At 55.5% G+C, this 18680-nt stretch carries 18 protein-coding genes and 1 pseudogene; 16 read left to right on the top strand and 3 right to left on the bottom strand.

Annotated features, from left to right (window positions below; genetic code table 11):
• The first annotated feature begins 120 nt into the window (after positions 1-120).
• Positions 121-1038, top strand: coding sequence for an NADP-dependent oxidoreductase (locus MYS68_RS16415; protein WP_248926868.1), 918 nt, complete (start codon positions 121-123; stop codon positions 1036-1038).
• Positions 1039-1165: 127 nt separating this feature from the next.
• Here MYS68_RS16415 and MYS68_RS16410 read toward each other — a convergent pair whose 3' ends face one another.
• Both MYS68_RS16410 and MYS68_RS16405 read right to left on the bottom strand, forming a co-directional pair.
• Positions 1166-2296, bottom strand: coding sequence for a metallophosphoesterase (locus MYS68_RS16410; protein WP_248926867.1), 1131 nt, complete (start codon positions 2294-2296; stop codon positions 1166-1168).
• Positions 2297-2409: 113 nt separating this feature from the next.
• Positions 2410-3240 (bottom strand): MBL fold metallo-hydrolase, encoded by an 831-nt coding sequence (locus tag MYS68_RS16405; RefSeq protein WP_248926866.1) that lies wholly within the window; start codon positions 3238-3240, stop codon positions 2410-2412.
• 350 nt (positions 3241-3590) lie between these two features.
• On the opposite strand from MYS68_RS16405, the gene MYS68_RS16400 reads away from it, so the two are divergent.
• From MYS68_RS16400 to MYS68_RS16375, 6 genes and pseudogenes are all read left to right on the top strand, one after another.
• Complete coding sequence (locus MYS68_RS16400; protein ID WP_248926865.1) at positions 3591-5339, top strand: ATP-binding protein; 1749 nt, start codon at positions 3591-3593, stop codon at positions 5337-5339.
• A 10-nt stretch (positions 5340-5349) separates the two neighbouring features.
• Positions 5350-5955, top strand: a complete 606-nt coding sequence (locus MYS68_RS16395) for a YdeI/OmpD-associated family protein (RefSeq protein ID WP_248926864.1) — start codon at positions 5350-5352, stop codon at positions 5953-5955.
• Positions 5956-5992: 37 nt separating this feature from the next.
• Positions 5993-6235 (top strand): DUF3977 family protein, encoded by a 243-nt coding sequence (locus MYS68_RS16390; RefSeq protein ID WP_420852125.1) that lies wholly within the window; start codon positions 5993-5995, stop codon positions 6233-6235.
• Between the two features lie 605 nt (positions 6236-6840).
• Positions 6841-7716 (top strand): annotated as a pseudogene (gene rpoD, locus MYS68_RS16385) (RNA polymerase sigma factor RpoD); the annotation flags it as partial.
• Between the two features lie 23 nt (positions 7717-7739).
• Positions 7740-8294, top strand: coding sequence for an NADPH-dependent FMN reductase (locus MYS68_RS16380; RefSeq protein WP_248926863.1), 555 nt, complete (start codon positions 7740-7742; stop codon positions 8292-8294).
• A gap of 110 nt (positions 8295-8404) precedes the next feature.
• A complete protein-coding gene (locus MYS68_RS16375; RefSeq protein ID WP_248926862.1) occupies positions 8405-9004 on the top strand; it encodes a hypothetical protein in 600 nt (199 codons plus the stop codon).
• Between the two features lie 126 nt (positions 9005-9130).
• Here MYS68_RS16375 and MYS68_RS16370 read toward each other — a convergent pair whose 3' ends face one another.
• Positions 9131-10219 carry a lactonase family protein gene (locus MYS68_RS16370; protein WP_248926861.1) on the bottom strand — a complete coding sequence of 363 codons (1089 nt, stop codon included), beginning with the start codon at positions 10217-10219 and terminating at the stop codon, positions 9131-9133.
• A 195-nt stretch (positions 10220-10414) separates the two neighbouring features.
• Between MYS68_RS16370 and MYS68_RS16365 the strand changes: the two genes are divergently transcribed.
• The 9 genes from MYS68_RS16365 to MYS68_RS16325 all read left to right on the top strand — a co-directional run bounded on the left by MYS68_RS16365 (position 10415) and on the right by MYS68_RS16325 (position 18578).
• Positions 10415-10708, top strand: a complete 294-nt coding sequence (locus tag MYS68_RS16365; protein ID WP_248926860.1) for a hypothetical protein — start codon at positions 10415-10417, stop codon at positions 10706-10708.
• Between the two features lie 130 nt (positions 10709-10838).
• Entirely contained in the window at positions 10839-12407 is a 1569-nt protein-coding gene (locus tag MYS68_RS16360) for a sulfatase family protein (protein WP_248926859.1), read from the top strand.
• A gap of 21 nt (positions 12408-12428) precedes the next feature.
• Entirely contained in the window at positions 12429-13448 is a 1020-nt protein-coding gene (locus MYS68_RS16355) for a Gfo/Idh/MocA family protein (RefSeq protein ID WP_248926858.1), read from the top strand.
• A 151-nt stretch (positions 13449-13599) separates the two neighbouring features.
• The gene (gene hisA / locus MYS68_RS16350) at positions 13600-14361 is read left to right on the top strand and encodes a phosphoribosylformimino-5-aminoimidazole carboxamide ribotide isomerase (protein ID WP_248926857.1); all 762 of its coding nucleotides are present in this window, start codon (positions 13600-13602) and stop codon (positions 14359-14361) included.
• A gap of 9 nt (positions 14362-14370) precedes the next feature.
• Positions 14371-15048: a hypothetical protein gene (locus MYS68_RS16345; RefSeq protein ID WP_248926856.1), complete on the top strand. Its 678-nt coding sequence runs from the start codon at positions 14371-14373 to the stop codon at positions 15046-15048.
• 29 nt (positions 15049-15077) lie between these two features.
• The gene (locus MYS68_RS16340; protein ID WP_248926855.1) at positions 15078-15545 is read left to right on the top strand and encodes a GNAT family N-acetyltransferase; all 468 of its coding nucleotides are present in this window, start codon (positions 15078-15080) and stop codon (positions 15543-15545) included.
• A gap of 28 nt (positions 15546-15573) precedes the next feature.
• Positions 15574-16071 (top strand): GNAT family N-acetyltransferase, encoded by a 498-nt coding sequence (locus MYS68_RS16335; RefSeq protein WP_248926854.1) that lies wholly within the window; start codon positions 15574-15576, stop codon positions 16069-16071.
• A gap of 283 nt (positions 16072-16354) precedes the next feature.
• Positions 16355-17203 carry an ABC transporter permease gene (locus MYS68_RS16330; RefSeq protein ID WP_248926853.1) on the top strand — a complete coding sequence of 283 codons (849 nt, stop codon included), beginning with the start codon at positions 16355-16357 and terminating at the stop codon, positions 17201-17203.
• A gap of 28 nt (positions 17204-17231) precedes the next feature.
• Positions 17232-18578 carry an LLM class flavin-dependent oxidoreductase gene (locus MYS68_RS16325; RefSeq protein ID WP_248926852.1) on the top strand — a complete coding sequence of 449 codons (1347 nt, stop codon included), beginning with the start codon at positions 17232-17234 and terminating at the stop codon, positions 18576-18578.
• Positions 18579-18680: the final 102 nt, after the last annotated feature.

The raw sequence follows: 18680 nt of genomic DNA, 5'->3' as shown, positions 1-18680 counted from the left end.
CTTTTCATATACTCAATGGAATGGATCATATAGAGTAAGATGTATTTTTAATTATCAAACATCCGCTCTATAATCAATCTGTGCAAATGAAATGACTACTTCCCGGGAGGAGACTATTGCATGAGAGCAGCGGCGTTTGCTTCGTACGGAGGACCGGAGGTTATGAGCGTTATGGAGTTTCCGGATCCGCAAGCGGGTCCGGGTCAAGTAAGGGTCCGCGTGAAAGCAGCCGGCGTTCAGCATTTCGACTGCGCCGTGCGCAGCGGCTGGAAGCCGGCTTACGGAATTTCGGTGAAACTTCCACAAATTCCGGGCAATGAATTCGCAGGAGTCGTGGACCAGGTCGGGGACGGTGTAACCGGATTCTCCGTAGGCAGCGAAGTGCTCGGTTTCGCAGCATTGAACTGCTACGCCGAATATGTCGTTGTCAGCCCCGACCAAATCGTAAATAAACCCGGGACCATGTCCTGGGAAGAAGCAGGCGGATTGACCGGGAACGGTCAAGGGGCTCACATCGCACTGAAAGCGATCGGGGTGGCGCCGGGAGAAACGATCCTGATCAACGGCGCGGCCGGTTCGCTTGGCGCTTTCGCCGTGCAGCTGGCGAAGGAGTGGGGGGCGAAAACCGTCATCGGCACCGCAAGCGAAAACAACCACGACTATGTCAGTTCGCTGGGGGCCATACCGGTTACGTATAACGAAGGGGTGGCCGATAGGATACGAGCGGTTGCGCCGGATGGCGTCGACGCCGCTTTCGATACAGCCGGCGGTGAGGGGCTCCGGGCTGCTGTGGAATTGGTGCAGGACAAAAACCGCATCTGCACCTATTTCGCCTACGACCTCATAGAAGAGCTCGGGATTCGCCTCGTGCGAGGCGAACGTTCGGCGACCCGCCTTGCAGAACTGGCCGAGCTTCATTCACAAGGCAAACTTCGCATCCATATCAGGCAGACCTTCCCGTTGGAGCGGGCGGACGATGCGCACCGCGCCATCGAAACCAGACACGGCCGCGGGAAGATTGTTCTTATGATCGATTAAGTGACGATGATATTCCTGAAACGCTACTGTTATGATAATTTTGTTTCCGAAAATGAACCCGGCCGCATATCAGGCCGGGTTTACTGCATTTTATCGGCCGCGACCGACATTATATGAGCAGGTGTGATTAATCCTCGCGAAACTTTACAACCAGCTCGACGATTTCCGAGCGGCTGGCGATGCGGATCGGCGGCCCCCAACTGCCGAAGCCGGAGGAAACGGCCACGTGCATGTTCCCTTTCATCATATAACCCCAATCGAGCTCGAACAGTCTGCGGGTGATCAGGTGGTTCGGGGCAAATTGGCCGCGGTGCGTATGACCGCACAGCAGCAAATCGGCGCCGGCTGCAGCGGCTTGCTCGAACTTTGTCGGTTGGTGGTCCATCACGATAATCGGCAGCGACCGGTCGAGTTCGGCGATAAGCTGCTCCACGCTTTGCCGCCCCTGCGGCTCGAACGATTCGGCGGTTTTATCTTTGCGGCCGACAATGTGAAACGAGCCGTCCACCGTGACGGTTTCATCCCGCAGCACGCGGATGCCGATCCGGCTCATCTGCTTGACGTATTCCGCGATATGCCCTCCGTAATACTCGTGATTGCCAAGCACGGCAAATACGCCGAAGCGCGCTTTGAGCTGGCCGAGCACCTCGCCCATCCGGTTCCGGATGAACGGCTCGATGCTGTCGTCGATGACGTCGCCCGGCAGCAAAATGAGATCCGGCCGCATTTCGTTCATGTGCCGGATCAGCCGGCGAAGGTGGCGGCGGCCGACGATGTTGCCGAGATGAATGTCGGAAACCATCATGATGCGCAGCTCCTTTAGAGCGCCGGCCCGTTTGCCGACTTTCATCTCATACGTACGTCTGACCGTCGACCAAGCATTCCGCGAGCCCCAAGCGAGCAGCACCAGCAAAAGGGCGGCTATAACAAGCGAAGCGGCCGGCGCATAGTCGAGCGGATCGCCCCCGCCGAGAACCACTCCCAATGCCGCGATATCCGTAAGCAGGAGCAGAAGAAACGCATATTCCATCACGAAAAAATAATAAGAGCCGATCACCTTGAGGAAGCGCCCCGCCGGACCGGGAACGAGTCCGGACCGTCCGAGCAAATAGGAAAAGACGACGACCGCAAACAAAAACCAGTAAAGTCCTTGCGGGAGCGGGCTTCCCAAAAAGCCGAGAAAGATGGAGCCGTGCCAGCCAATATAGGCGTTAATGACGTTAAAAACAAGAAAAAATAAAATAAACCTTCGTCTCATCGGATGGGCTTGCTCCTTTTTGCACGCGGGTTTCGGCTTGTGCGCCTAGTGAGCATTTTAGCATTTTTTCCCGCCCATCACAAAAAGGTTAAGCCCGTCTGCGACATCGCTGCCTAATGCACGTAGCGTCCATGTTCGGGTACGGCGATGCTTTCGAAATTCACCGCCAGTTCGGACAATCCGGCGGCAAGCCGCTCACCGGACATCGGGATGCCGTGGCCGGTTACGGCAACGGACGGCTTTAACGCTTCAAGCTTAACGACCGAGTCCCGGGCCGCCTGCCAATCCGTCGTAAAATATTTCGGCGGCCCGCTGATTTCCTGCTCCTGCACGATTACCTTGTAAAGCGATTCCTGCTTCACGGTGACGAAGGCGTCCCCGGCGATCAGCGCGCGGTCCGCATCGCGGAACAGCGAAATATGACCGGGCGTATGCCCGGGAGTATGAATCCAGCGCCACCCGGCCATGCCGGGGACGGTTCCGTCTGCGGGCAGCGGATGAACGTGATCGTCCAAATCGATGCCCTCATTCGGGAAAAGCGGGGACATCTCCGTCACGAGTCCGCCATCCACCGTCGGATCGGCCGGCGGATAGTCGGCCCGTCCTGTCAAATACGGCAGCTCCAGCTCATGGGCGTATACGGGAACATTCCATTCCCGAACGAGCTCCAGCAAAGCGCCGACATGATCGAAATGGCCGTGCGTGAGGATGATAGCCGCCGGTTTTCGGCCGAAGTGATGCCCGGCGGCCAGCAAAATTTTTTCGTGGGAAGCGGGCATTCCCGCATCGACCAGAACCCATTCCGAATCCGATTCGGGATGACCGACAAGACAGATGTTCACGATTTGCAACGGCAGACAGACGAGGTCCGGCAGAACGGTTTGACTGATTCCGCTCGTCAAGGTCGTCAATGGGAAGAAAGTATCTTCAAAAGTATTTTCCACGTATCCAAAGCCCCTTCTTTCGTGTTGTTATTGCTTGGAAAATTATGCATAGCTAATTTTTGCGGTTAGCCGGGGTCTCCCCAAGAGCACCGGGAACAGGCTGCAAAGGTTCACTTTGCTTTTTGGAGATTTGCTCTTAGCTTGTCCAATTGCAGGGAAAACATATGGATCTTCCGTTCAAAGCCTTCTCCGGTCCCGGTTTCCGGAATTGCCGTTTTTTCAGATTGATTTATGTTTTTTACGGAATGGGGCTACGATTTGCTCAGTAAGCTGTGATATGATAATGGTAAAGTTTAGTAACATCCCATTTACAAGTCGTGATACTTATCTGCTAAACGGGGGATGCATGGATGGGGAAATTCGGAGGCGTACAAACACGGCTTATTTTGCTGGTTGTCATCGTGCTCATACCATTAATGACTTTGCAGGCGTATCGCTTTGAAACGCAGCTTAATCAGCGTATCGAAGCGGAAATGGCAGCCAGCGAAGAGATTGCGAAAGCGATCAGCAAGTCGTTTTTGAATTTTCTGGACACGATTTGGAGCGGGCAAACGATTATCGGCAAAACGCTTTTACTCCACCCTGAATGGACGGAAAAAGAGATCGGTGACTACCTGCAAAGCCTGAAGGTCGATAAATCGATCATATCTACATACAGCTGGATCCGGCCTGACGGAAAGGTGATCGCGACCACCCAGCAGTCGCTCAGAGGACTTACCGTGCAGCGCGGTTATATTGACAGGATTGTAAGGGGAGAAGACCGTGTCGTCTCCCCTTTAGTGGAAAGACCGTCCGACGGGTTGATCACGGTCCCAGTCGCCAAAGGAATACGTCAAAACGGACAGCTGATCGGCATCCTTGTCGCTGCCGTCGATACGAGCAGGCTGGAGGAAGTATTTCCGCTGCCCCGAATCGGCACTATGCGAAAGTTCGGGCTGGTCGACAGCTCCGGACAGCTCGTTTTCCGCGTGGGCACGCAGCTTACGGACGAACAGCGGAAATTTCCGCCGGATTCCCCGATTTGGAAAGCGCTTCAGGGAGAAATCGTGAAAACGATGAAGCGCACTTCGTATGTCGACGGGGTTGTCCGGTTTGGGATCGATTATCCGATCAAGGAGATCGGTTGGGAATGCTTCGTCATTACTTCTTACGACGATGCGCTCGCCCCTTACTGGGCATCGGTACGCAGAGACATTCTCGTATTTTTGCTCGTGTGCATCGTTTCCTTACTGGCGGCGGCCCTGCTTGGGCGTAAAATATTGAGACCGGTTATGGCGGTCAAAGAAGCGGCCAAACAAATCAAACACGGCAATCTTAACGCCAGAACGCGTATTCAAGGACGGGACGAGCTGTCTTCCACCGCCGAGCTGTTCGATCAGATGATCGACCGGGTTCAGGTAAGGCTTACCCAGGCGGAAAACCTGCTTACCGTCGGTGAAATGGCAGCCAGCATCACTCATGAGGTCCGCAATCCGATGACGGCGGTGAGAGGGTTTATCCAACTGCTCAAGCAGCAAAAAAACGATCCGGCCGCGGAACGTTATTTCGATATTATTATAGAAGAGCTCGATCGGGCGAACCAGATTATCGGCAATTTTCTCGTCCTTGCCAAAACGTCGACGAGCGACGGGCAATCCGGGCATTTAAACGAAATTTTGCTCAACATTCAGCCGATGATCCATGCGCTCAGCAACCTGAAAGGCATTCATACCGTCTATAAATTGGATGAATCCGTCAGTCCGGTTCGAATCAATATCAACGAGATCAAACAGGTGATCATCAACCTGACCCGCAATGCGGTTGAGGCGATGGATAAAAACGGCACGCTGACGATAGAGACGTACAACGCGGGCGATTGCGCCAAGCTGATCGTATCCGATACGGGATGCGGCATTCCGCGGGACAAGCTGGACCGGCTGTTCCAGTCTTTTTTTACGACGAAAACGGACGGTACGGGTCTCGGGCTGACGATTTGCAAAACGATTGTGGAAAAATACGACGGGAACATCACGGTCGAATCCGAGGAGGGAAAGGGCACCACATTTACGGTAACGTTCCCCGTCGCCGCGGCTTCATCCCACTTTTCGCAGAAAGGTTAGGTGAACGAATATGCAGCCTGTTTTCTTTAGAACCCCCTCCGATTTCCGCCGCTGGCTGGAGGAGCATCACGGGCGGGAGGCGGAGCTGCTCGTCGGTTTTTATAAAAAAGATACTGGAATACCAAGCATTACATGGCCGGAGGCTGTTGACGAAGCGTTATGCTTCGGATGGATCGACGGCGTGCGGAAACGGATCGACGATACTCGCTATATGATCCGGTTTACGCCGAGAAAACCGAGGAGCATATGGAGCTCCGTAAATATCAGCCGTGCCGAGGAACTGATCCGGCAGGGGCTCATGCGTCCCGCCGGATTGAAGGCGTTCGAGGAGCGGCTTCCGGAAAAAACGGCGGTATACTCCTTCGAGCAAAAAGACGAGATCAAGCTGGCCGATGCGGAGCTCGAGCGGTTTCAAGCTCAGCCCGCCGCATGGGAGTTTTTCCAAAGCCGGCCGGCTTCATACCGGAAAGCGGCCGTCTGGTGGGTGATCAGCGCCAAAAAAGCGGAAACCCGCGATAAGCGTCTGTCCACGCTGATCGACGACTCGGCCCACAGCCGGACGATAGCACATTTGACGCGCAAGCCGAAGCAAACGGAACAGCCGGAAACGGAATAACACGCGGAGCGCACGCCTTAAGCCGGGGCGAGGGGGAATGTTTCTGAAGTATATTGAAATCGGTTTTGGCAATACGTGGTTCATTCGGACGGAAATCGAAAAAGAGAACGGGACGGAATATGAAGTGAAGGGTATCGCCGGGCCGGTGAAATTTCACTCGATGTATATAAGGGTCTGGGTGGGGAGAACGGTTTTTATCGCCGATGTGAGGCATGGTCTGAAAGCAGGCAAAAAGAACCGCCAAGCGTTGAAACTGGTTTTCGGCGTTACTAGCTACTGAGCGCCGTGAGGGGCTGAGAGAAGGAAAAACCGCCTCTCAGCCGTAGTGGCCTACGCCGCCGAAGCCCGAGAGCAGACAAACCCGTCTCTCGGGCCGGTTATTGCGCCATGACGGGTGTCGTGGGAGGCTGAGAGGAGGAAAAACCGCCTCTCAGCCGCAGTGGCCTACGCCGGCGAAGCCCGAGAGCGGACAAACCCGTCTCTCGGGCAGGTCGTTGCGCCATATCGGGCGGCGTAGGAGGCTGAGATCGAGGTTTCTCGATGATGAAGATACATTCGTGCTTTTGCAGAAGCTTTCTTGCGTGCGGATGGTTCTTATACGCGCTTGGCAATTTTAAACTTTCTTTAACGTACAAAAAAGCTGCACCCGGCAATGGGAAACAGCTTCATAATCGGACACGGAATATCATGTTGAAATCGTTCGATGATTGTGATAGAATAAACCTTACGGTCTGGTTTCTATTATAAATTTCGCAATCAACACATTAATTCAAACTTATACTATCATAAAAGCGCCTTCCTGTCAAGGTGCTTGTTACATAGTAAAGGGGGAACGGGTGAATGGAGAAAGAGGCAGAACTTGGGTTCAATTCTCAAGATCAGAAGCAGGATGAGTTTCACGTCGATGACGCCTTTACGTTGCCGCCCGGCATTAAAATTGACGATCCCGTGCGCCTGTACCTGAAGGAAATCGGCCGCGTTCCGCTTTTGTCCGGAGACGAAGAGATCGCGCTTGCGCAAAGAATCGGACAGGGTGATGAGGATGCGAAACGAAAGCTGGCGGAAGCCAACCTGCGTCTCGTTGTCAGCATAGCGCGCCGATATGTCGGGCGCGGCATGGCTTTTCTCGACCTGATTCAGGAAGGCAATATGGGCCTGATCAAGGCGGTCGAGAAATTCGACTATAACAAAGGGTTCAAATTCAGCACCTACGCCACATGGTGGATACGTCAGGCGATCACCCGTGCTATTGCCGATCAGGCCCGGACGATCCGCATCCCGGTGCATATGATCGAGACGATCAACAAGTTCGTGCGCGTTTCCCGCCAGCTTCTGCAGGAGATCGGCCGCGAACCGACCCCGGACGAGATCGCGGAAGCGATGGAGATCAGCAAAGACAAGGTGCTGGAGATTATGAAAATTTCGCAGGAGCCGGTATCGCTCGAGACGCCGATCGGCGAAGAGAACGACTCGAATTTGGGCGATTTTATCGAGGATCAGGAAGCGATGGCGCCGGCCGATGCGGCTGCATACGAACTGCTGAAGGAGCAGCTTGAGGATGTGCTCGACACGCTTACCGAACGCGAGGAGAACGTGCTTCGGCTTCGTTTCGGCATTGGCGACGGACGCGCGCGCACGCTCGAGGAAGTCGGCAAAGCGTTCGGCGTAACCCGCGAACGGATCCGTCAGATCGAAGCGAAGGCGCTGCGCAAGCTGAGGCATCCGAGCCGAAGCAAGCGGCTGAAGGACTTCTTGGAATAAGCGACAAGGGAAGTGGGGCCGGCATGAAGATGAACGTTTTGGCCGTATCGGGCAGCTTGCGCAGCAAGTCGTCGAACTCCGCTCTGATGAAAGCAGCCATCCGATTGGCAACCGAGGGGATGGAATTTACGGTTTACGAAGGTTTGGTCGATTTGCCGCATTTTAATCCGGATCACGATACCGACGGCCAAGAGCCGCACCCCGCGGTAAAAAGCTGGCGTGAGCAGCTGAAGGAAGCTGACGGCGTCCTCATCTGCACACCGGAATATGCAAACGGAGTGCCCGGCAGCCTGAAAAATGCGCTCGACTGGATCGTCTCGTCGGGCGAATTCATGAACAAGCCGGTTGCCGTCATCAGCGCATCTCCGACTCCAATGGGCGGCGACAGGGCACACGCTTCACTGCTGCTTACACTGAACATGATGAATGCGGTCATTGCCGAAGGCGCGGCTCTGACCGTTCCTTTTATCAGCAAGAAGATCAGCGCCACAGGCGAGATCGCCGACGCGGATTTGGAACGTGCCTTAACGGCGTTAAACGAAGCACTCGCCGAAGCGATTCGCGCGAATAACGGATGATATCAGCGGGGCATCAGTCCCGTCCCATTGAGCGGCCGCCTTTTTTGGCGGAAAATACTTCTAGCGGCTGCGGGTTTGTCAGGCTCGCCCGGATAAGGAGGAGAAAGCGGATGGGATCGCGGATGATGCATTACGGCATTTCGGCGTTAATCGGCCGAAAGCTCGGCATTCGGCACATGGACGATTTATTGCTTGGCGGCATCGCGCCGGACGTTAACAAAAACATGAACGAAGATAAGCAAGCGACACATTTTATCGAGAAAAATCCGGATGGCTCCAAGTGCATAAATTATGTGCGTTTTTGCGAAAAATACCGCGATCGAATGAACGAGCCTTTTTACTTGGGGTATTTGTGCCATCTTATTTCGGACGATATTTGGTACGAACGGTTTTACAATCCCAAGGTGCGGGGGATGCCGGCCGATGCAAAAAAGGAATTTGTGAAAACGGGATACCTCGATTATTGGCGGCTGAACGGCGTGATCGCGAGGCACTACGCACTGCGGTTCGGCCGGCATGCCGTGCCCGATATGTCGATAGAGGAAATCAAAGGCGAGTTTTTGCCGGAGCTTTTGGTGCAGATGGAAAACGATTTCCATTACGAGGAAGGCATAGCTGCGGAGCCGCTCGAGCTGTTCAGCTTCGAGGAAGTTTTCCGCTATATGGAAACGAGCGCCGACGAATGTGCGACATTTATCAGGAGCTTGTGAAAAAGCAACCCCCATCGGCCACGAGTCATGATCGGCCCGACGGGGGTTTTTCCGTTCGTCTCGAATACGCCGCCTCTCGGAGCGGGAGAGCGACATCGCCGTTATGGACGAGCCCGGGCGTAACGGCTACACGCTCAGAGGCCGGTTCCAAAACCGGACGCACACACCTTGGGGCGCATCGCCCCGGTACCCGGTATCGTGCAGCCGGCCGCTGTCCGAATCGATTCGGAATACGACCAGATTGCCGGTATCCTGATGTGCGGCGACCAGGAAGCGCCCGTCCGGAGAGATGTCGAAGTTGCGCGGACGCACGCCGAGGGAGGAGCGGATTTCCACGAGCTCCAGCTCGCTGCCGGCGCCGCCTGTTTTAAAGACGGCGATGCTGTCGTGTCCGCGGTTGGAGCCGTACAAATAGCGGCCGTCCGGAGTGATGCGAATTTCCGCGCACGTATTGTCGCCGGCAAAGCCGGAAGGCAAGGTGGAGACGGTGCTAACCGGCTGCAGCGAGCCGTTCGCCGCTATTTTCAAAACCGTAATCGTGCTGTCCAGCTCGTTGATCACGTATGCATAAGGCTGCTCAGGGTGGAACGCCATATGCCGCGGACCCGCGCCGGGCGCTACGGCATATTCGATGCCGGGGATGAGCTTCATCCGTTCGGCGTCCGGCTCGTAGCTGACGATCCGGTCCAGACCGAGGTCTGGCACGTAGAGGCGGCTGCCCCGGGCGTAAGACGAATGCGGGTGCGGCCGGTCCTGCCTGGTCGGATGGGTTCCCGAGCCTTGATGATAATGGGCGTCCGCCAGCGGCGCCAGCGTGCCGTCCTCCTTGACCGGCAGAAGGCCGATAGCTCCGCCGGAGTAACTTGTCACGACGGCCATCCGGCGCTCTTTGTCGTAATGAATGTGGCATGTGGCCCGGCCTACCGTCTTTTGCTCGCTCATCAGGTTGAGCAGTCCCGAAGCAGGATCGAACGCAAAAGCCAGCGCCAAAGCATGCGGTTCGTCGTTTTCACCCGGGAGCGCTTCCGCCACGGCGTAAATTTTTCGGTTGTCATGGTCGATGTCGAGGAAACAAGGATTTTTCACGCCTCCGAAGCTGTTGATCAGCGCAAGCTCGCCCGTGGCCGTATCCAATGTGTAAGCGAAAATGCCCGGGTCGGAAGGTTCCGCATAGGAACCGATAAAAACGATATAACGACTGCGTTCGCTCTGCAACGGGATATCCTCCTCAAGCGTTTTTTTGACGGCAAATAGATTACATTACCAGTATACTACCTTCCCATTCAGCCGAACATGCCAAAAATGGAAGATTTGACGTTGAAGCGGACGTTTTTTTGGGGTAAAAGCTTGCAAGGCGAAGCGAGGTTTGATATGGATGAACATAGAGGATATTCCGGAAGGAGGGACGGGATGAACAAAGAAATCGGGAGCGCGGAGAACGGTTCGGGGGAAAATCTTGAAGTCCGGCTGGAGAAGCTGCGCGCCGTTTTGGAGCGGCTGTTGTCGGAAACGGGCGGGGCGGACCGCGAGCTCGGCGAATGTTTGGACGGGTTGGCGGATTTTTCGGGAATGGCCGATGAATTGAAAAACTTGCGTGCGGAAAATGAGCGTCTCCGGCACGAAGTGAGGAGACTGAGGCTCGCCGGGACGGCGAGGTCCGCGGAAACGATGTCCAGCAAGCTGAAGGACGCATTAAGGGAGTAATGACGAAGGATTTAAGGTCGTGCAAGAAAGTCCAATTGCCTGCAAAGCCGGAATGACATAAGGTATTGTTGTGCGGATGCGTGCAGGACGCATCCGGAATTGTCAGGAAAGCGGAAGGAGAAGACACCAGTTGAACACGACCAAACCGAACATTATATTTTTGATGACCGATCAGCAGCGCTGGGATTGTATCGGGCGCTTCAACCGGCATATTAAAACGCCGACGTTAGACAAGCTGGCGGAGCAGGGCATCGTCTACAGCCAGGCCGTTTGCCAGGCGCCGATGTGCGTGCCCAGCCGAACTTCCATGATGTTCGGCTATTATCCGTCGCAGCTCGGAGTACGGACAAATCACGGCGGATTATACGACGAGCATCTGCTGCCGAGCGATCCGCTGCCGGAGCTGATGCGGAAGGCGGGATATCAGACGGCGGGATTCGGCAAGACGCATTGGAATCACGGCGAGAAAAATCCGGATCCGCCGACGCGCGGCTTCGAGGTGCGTGCCGTCGGCCTTGCGCGGAACAGCGGACATTACGAGCAAGGCGCCGTGATGATGGGCGACGTCGAACCCGAGGGCCTCAAGGCGTATTATGAGGAAACGAAAGATTTCGGAGGCGGCGAAGAGAATGCGAACGGGTACATCGGCTGCACAAGCCGGGTGCCGATGCATTTGCACCGCGACGGCTGGGTGGCGGAGCAATGCCTGAAGTTTCTGGACGAGGGCGTCGATCCGGACCGGCCGCTGTTTTTGTATTTGTCTTTTTTGAAGCCTCATGCAGGCTTCAACGTGCCGAAGGAATTCGAGGATCTGTACAATCTGGACGACATTCCGGATATTCCCCAGCCGCCTTGGGAGGAGGAGCGGGACACCCATCTCGCGGCAACCGACGAGGTGAGCGAAACGAGCCGGCAGCAGTATGCGGAGAAACGGCAGGTGTGGGAGAACATGTCGCCGGAGGAGCGGAAACGCACGACGCTGCGCTATTGGGCGAATTGTTCCTGGCTTGACCACTACTTCGGACGGGCTCTGGAAAAACTGGAACGCCAAGGCAGGCTCGATAACGCGCTGATCGTCTTTGTGTCCGATCACGGCGAAATGCTCGGAGAGCGGCGCTTCCGGTTCAGCAAATACTGCCTGTACGAAAGCAGCGTCCGCGTGCCGATGATTTTGGCCGGCTCGTACGTACCCGCCGAGCGGCGCGGTACGATCGACGATCGTCCGGCGGAGCTGGTCGATCTCGTGCCGACGCTGGCCGAGGTAGCGGGACTTCCCCGCAACCCGATGCTGCCCGGCCTCAGTCTGCTTGGAGAGCGGCAGCGGGTCGGCACGTTTTGCGAATTCCACGGCAAGGGCGCTTCGGGCAAAACTTCGATTCATTCGGCCCCGTCTTTCATGTGGAGGAAAAAAGATTGGAAGCTGATCATTTATTTGCCGGGGGCGATTGAAGACGCCATCAGCCGCGTCGATCGCTTCGAAGGGGAGCTGTACCGTCTGGACGAAGATCCGAACGAGTGGCGCAATCGGTATGACGACGAAACGTACGCGGCCGTTCGCGAACGAATGACCGCAGAGCTGCTTATGCACCTGGCGTGCGTATGGTCGAAGGGGCCGCATTTTTACGACAGGCACGGGGTGGCGGCGCTGGAATCGGTGCATCGGGCGGCTTCGCCGGAAGCCGCAAAGGATTTCCGCTGACCTGAAGAAAGGAGCGTCGCGATGAACATTCGTTTGGGAATGATCGGCGCGGGAGGAATCGCGGTTTCCCGCCATTTGCCGAATTTAACGAAAATCGAGGGCGTCGAACTCACGGCGGTTGCGAACCGGAGATATGAGAAGGCCCTGGCGGTGTCCCGGCAGTTCGGATTCCGCAAAATATACCGGGCTTGGACGGAAGTTGCAGACGATCCCGAAGTGGATGCGGTATTTATTTGCACTCCACCTTATATGCATGCGGAAATGACCGCCTATTGCCTGGAGCGGGGGAAGCATGTTTTTTCCCAGGCGAGAATGGCGATGAATTTGCCGGAGGCGCTGGACATGCTGAGATTGGACCGGGCGACCGGGCTAACGACGATGCTTTGCCCTGCGCCCCACTATATGCAGGTGGAGAACTACGTGCTGCGTCTGCTTAAGGATGGCGGCATCGGCGACGTTCGGCATATTGTTTTGAGCCATCCCACCGCGATGTTCGCCGATCCGCACAAGCCGCTTCACTGGAGACAGCGGGCCGATTTGCAGGGAATCAACGTCCTGGACGTCGGAATTATGGGCGAGGTGCTGCAAAAATGGTTCGGCCCCGTCAAAACGGTCAGCGCAAGCGGCTCGCTGTGGACGAAGGAGCGGCCTGCGGATGCGGACGGCAAAACGGCGGTGTATTTGCCCGATTCCGTAACCGTTATCGGACAGTTCGAAGCCGGGATGACGCTGACGGCGCTGTTTACCGGCGCCGTAAAAGGCGGCGTTTCCTCGATGACCATTCACGGCAGCGAGGGGACGATCACCTGCTTTCCCGAACAAGCTTACGTTTTGCTCGGCACGAACGGCGAACAAACCCGGATCGACGTCCCTGCCGATGAACGGAAGGAATGGACGGTGGAGCGGGATTTTGTCGCCGCTATTCGCGAGGGCAGAAAAGGCACTCCTTCCTTTCAGGATGGAGCCAGGTATATGGCTTTCACCCAGGCGATCGCGGACTCGATCCGGACCGGGCAGCGCACCGGCGTATCGGCACCTTGAGATTGGGTGCCGGTGCTTATCTGAAAACGGAGCATTGGCGGAACCGCGGGTTCCGTTAAGCTCCGTTTTTTCGTTTTTCCGGGTACACTGGCGTTACAAGTTTAGTAGGCGGTATAATGAAGTAAGCAAGCGACCCAGGAGGCACAAATAGATGAAATTCAGACCCTGCATCGATATCCATAACGGAAAAGTGAAGCAAATCGTCGGCGAAACCTTAAACACCGGAGGCGGGGCGGTCGTGGAAAACTTTGTTTCCGAGCACGGCCCTGCCTACTATGCCGCATTGTTCAAAAAAGACCGGCTCGCCGGAGGCCACGTCATCATGCTCGGCGGAGGCAACGAAGAGGCGGCTCTGCAGGCGCTGCAGGAATACCCGGGCGGGCTGCATATCGGCGGCGGCATCACGGCGGAAAATGCCGCTTTTTATTTGGAAAAAGGCGCTTCGCACGTCATCGTCACGTCATATATTTTTCGCGACGGCGAGCTGAATATGAACCATTTGGACAAAATCGTGTCCGAGATCGGCAAGGAAAGGCTTGTTATCGACCTGAGCTGCAAGGAAAAGGACGGCAAATGGTTCGTCGTGACGAACCAGTGGAAAACGTTCAGCAGCTTCGAGGTGAACAAAGCGAATTTGGCCGAGCTGGAAAGCTACTGCGACGAATATTTGGTTCACGCCGTGGACGTGGAGGGCAAGCGGGTCGGCATCCATGAACATTTGGTCAAACACCTGGCCGAATGCGTGACGATCCCGACCACCTATGCCGGCGGAGCCCGTTCGCTGGACGACTTGGAGCTGTTCCGCAAACTGACGGAGGGCCGGATGGACATTACGATCGGCAGCGCTTTGGACATTTTCGGAGGCGACCTGTCTTACGAAGAGGTCATCCGATACTTTACGCGGAATAAATAGGAGCGGTCCATGTTCAATTGGTTGACGGTGAAACCGAAGCGGGAGCGGGATAAAAAGGTGGCCCTGCCGCCTGAAATATTCAGACCCTTTTACTTGAAAAAAATCGATGATAACAAGACGCCCCGGGAGATGAGCGAACTCGCAGCCTTCTTTGCGGCCGCGAGCGTTTTGATTGACGAAGGGACCATGGTCAGTCTTCCCGTCAGGAATGAAGCGGCGAGCCGAATGGTGCTCGCCGAGATCGCTCCGCATTTTAACGATGTTAAAATCGTTTATGTGGACGATGAGGCGGACGTCGTAAATATGCGGCTGATCAAGCCTGAATCCGCTGCGCTTTTTCATAACGGCCGGTCAGGGATAAGCGGGATCATGCGGGATTTTTTCAGAACGGGAGACATAAGTTTGTGGACGTCGGAGCGGCGAAGAAAAATCGGCAGCTTTACGGTGGACAACAGCAAGCTGGCTCCGTATGATGTGCCTGATACTCAATCTTTAAAGCAATACATAACGTCGGCTTATTTTAATGCCGAAGAGGACTTGTCCCTCACTCCAACGGGTTGGACGTTTGAGGACGGTCTGAGGGATTCGATCGCACTGAGATTTTTTGCGGCTTTCGTCCCGCAGATTACCTTGGTCGTAGATTTGGACGAAGGCCGGGTGATCGGGGTGGATTTGTCCAAAGAGTAAGCGCAACCAAACAAACCGGAGATGATGTTATGGCTGTCCATATAAAGCTCGCCTCCGAAGAGGACGCCGCAATCGTTCGTCGGATCATGCTGGAGGCTTTCGAGGAGTACAGGGGGAAGCTGAATCCTCCCAGCGGCGCGTTAAAGGAAACGGTCGACGATGTGCTCGGCAAAATGCGCAGCGGCGGCGCCGTAATTGCCTGGAACGGGGCGGAAGCGGTCGGATCGGCACGGTACGAAGCAAGAGAAGGATACATATACATCGGACGGGTATCGGTGCTTCCGGCGCACAGAGGGAAAGGCATCGGTAAAAGGATGCTGGAATTCATCGAAACCATAGCCCGAACCTCCGGAATTTACGAAACGAGAGTAGGCGTTCGTTTGTCGATTCCGGGCAATGTCGAGATGTACGGCAATTTGGGATACGGCATTGTCAACCGGGAGTACTATCCGGAAAAAACCGACAGCTGGTACGTCATGAGCAAACGTTTGCTTTGAAAATAAACGGACGGCAGGGTGATCGCACATGGGAGCAATTGTTTATAAAGAAATTACCGATGAGCATTTGGAGGAAGTTGCCGGCATTTATAATTATTTTGTAGAAAATACGACGATCACCTTCCATACCGAATGCGTTTCGGTCCAGGAGATGCGGGAGTCGGTTATTCATCCGAATCCGAGATTCAAATCGTTCGTCGTCGAGCAGGACGGCGCCATCGCCGGATACGTTCTGATCGCCCAGCATAAAAAGAAGCAGGCGTACGATACGAGCGGCGAAGTGACGATTTATTTGAAGCCGGACTGCGTCGGCGCGGGCATCGGGGCGAAGGCGCTGCAGTTTATCGAGGACGTAGCCAGACAAAACGGCTTTCACGTTTTGGTCGTAACGATTTGTACGGAAAACGAGCGAAGCATGCGGCTGTTTGAGAAAAACGGGTACCGGCAGTGCGCCCATTTCAAGGAAATCGGCCGCAAGTTCGGCAGATGGCTGGACATTGCAACGTATCAAAAAATTTTAGACTAAGCGATCGGAAGTGGCTTCGATTTCGGGCCGCAACTTTTTTTTAGGATAAATGCCATTAGGCGGTTGACACGGCGGCTTTGCGATAATATACTGACATCAATAAAACCGATAAAACACCTAGGAATTATATGAAATAATTCCAGCCGTAGGGCGTCAACCGGATCACCGGAGACTTTCCCGGCATTCAGCCTGAACCAAGGCGTGAATGCGATGGAAAGTCTCCTTTTTGTTTGACGGGATGTCCGGCGATTTAATTGGTTATTAAAGAGGAGAGGTGCGATCGATGAGTACTACGGAAACATGGGCGAGGCCGGTTGTCACAGCAGCCGGAACAAAAGGAAAAGAAGCGGGGGCGGACAACGGTAGGAAGGAAAAATGGGCGGTGTTTATAAGGGGAGCGATATTTCCCGCAGCCGTTCTCGCCATTTGGCAAATTGCCGGATCGCTCGAGCTGGTGAACAAAACGCTGCTGCCCGCCCCGACGGCCATTGCGCAGTCGTTTTGGGATTTGGCGGCATCGGGAGAACTGTTCAAGCATTTGCAAATCAGCGTGTACCGGGCAGCGGTCGGCTTTATTTTGGGAGGCGGGCTCGGGCTGCTGTTCGGAATAATGACCGGTTTATTTAAAAGGGTCGAGCATTCGCTCGATCCGACCGTGCAGATGCTGCGCATGATCCCCCATCTGGCGATTACGCCGCTGTTTATTCTTTGGTTCGGGTTCGGCGAGCTGTCGAAAATTTTGCTGATCGCCAAAGGCGCCTTTTTCCCGCTTTATGTGAATACGTTTCTCGGCATCCGCAATGCGGATTCGAAGCTGTTCGACGTGGCGCGTATCCTTGAGTTCAGCCGCTGGAAGCAAATTACGCGGCTCGTCATCCCGGCGTCGCTGCCGAACGTGCTGCTCGGCCTGCGCTTATCGCTCGGGGTGTCGTGGCTTGGGCTTGTCGTTGCGGAGCTGATGGGCTCGAGCGAAGGCATCGGCTACCTGATCATGGATGCAAGGCAGTTTTCGCAAACGTCAATTGTGTTCGTCGGCATCATTATTTTCGCGGTAGTCGGCAAAGCGACCGATTCGCTCGTCCGCTACCTGGAAAAGAAGCTGCTGAAATGGCGCGATACGTACAACGGTTAAAAAAATGCCTGCAGAGGGGGGACCTTTCATGAGTCATTCGAAACGCGAGCTGCATTTGAACTTATTCGTTTCTCCCATGGGGCATCATGAAGCCGCGTGGCGTCATCCGGATGCGGACGTCGACCAACTGCTCGACTTTTCCTTCTACAAACGGCTGGCGGCCAAAGCGGAAGCGGCGAAGCTCGACTCGCTGTTTTTCGCCGACCGCGTCTCGACAAGCCCCGGCGCCGTAAAATACGGAGCGGTCGGCGGTTACGAGCCGCTCACCCTGCTGGCGGCGCTGGCCGTGATGACCCGGCGAATCGGGCTGATCGCCACCGTGTCGACCAGCTTTAACGAGCCGTTTAATTTGGCCCGCCGGTTCGCTTCCCTCGATCATCTGAGCGGAGGCCGCGCCGGCTGGAACATGATTACGTCCGGCACGGACAGCGAGGCGAACAATTTTAACCTTGAGCGGATCCCGGAACATGCCGAACGTTACGAGCGCGCCCGTGAATTTGTCGATGTCGCCGTGCAGCTTTGGGACAGTTGGGAGGACGATGCGCTCATCCGCGACAAAACGTCCGGCATTTATGCAGATTCCCGCAAGGTGCACGAGCTGAACCATAAAGGAAAATATTTTTCCGTGAAAGGGCCGCTCAATATTTCAAGATCGCCACAGGGCCGGCCGGTGCTCGTGCAGGCCGGTTCGTCCGAAGACGGCAGGCAATTTGCCGCGGAATACGCAGAGGCGATTTTTACAGCGCAGCAGACGTTCGAGGAGGCTCGCAGTTTTTACCGGGACATTAAGGCACGGGCGGAGCGGTTCGGACGGGATCCGCAGCATGTCGTCGTACTGCCGGGAATATGCCCGATCATCGGGCGGACGGAGGAGGAAGCGCAGGAGAAAGAAGCGCAGCTGGCGGAGCTGATCAATCCGGAATACAGCCTGATCATGCTGTCGAATCGCGTAGGGGTCGACCTGACCGGTTATCCGCTGGACGGTCCGCTGCCGCATATCCCGCTCGCCGAAGTGCGGGGCCATAAGAGCCGGACGCACCTCATCGCGGAGCTCGCGCAACGTGAAAACCTGACGCTTCGTGAGCTGCTCCGGAGGCTCGCGGGAGGGCGCGGCCATCGGACGGTTGCCGGCACGCCGCGGCAAATTGCCGATATGCTGGAACAGTGGCACGCCGAAGGGGCCGCGGACGGTTTTAATATAATGCCGCAGCTGATGGCCGGCGGGTTGGAGGATTTTCTCGATCTGGTCGTTCCCGAGCTGCAGCGCAGAGGATTATTCCGCACCGAATACTCCGGTGTTACGCTTCGCGATCACTACGGGCTTCCCTATCCGGAAAGCCGTTTCAGGCAGGAGCTCAGCTTCGGCCAGAAATAACCGAAACAAGCGGACCGCTCGGCAGATTGCTGCAGGTGGTCCGCTTTTTCATGCAAAAAGGGGAGCCCGATATAAACAAGCGGCCATTTATGGTAATCTTAA

Source organism: Paenibacillus hamazuiensis (assembly GCF_023276405.1).
Taxonomy (GTDB): Bacteria; Bacillota; Bacilli; order Paenibacillales; family NBRC-103111; genus Paenibacillus_AF; species Paenibacillus_AF hamazuiensis.
Note: the sequence above shows the minus strand (reverse complement) of the source record. Positions and strands in the feature narration are given on the sequence as shown.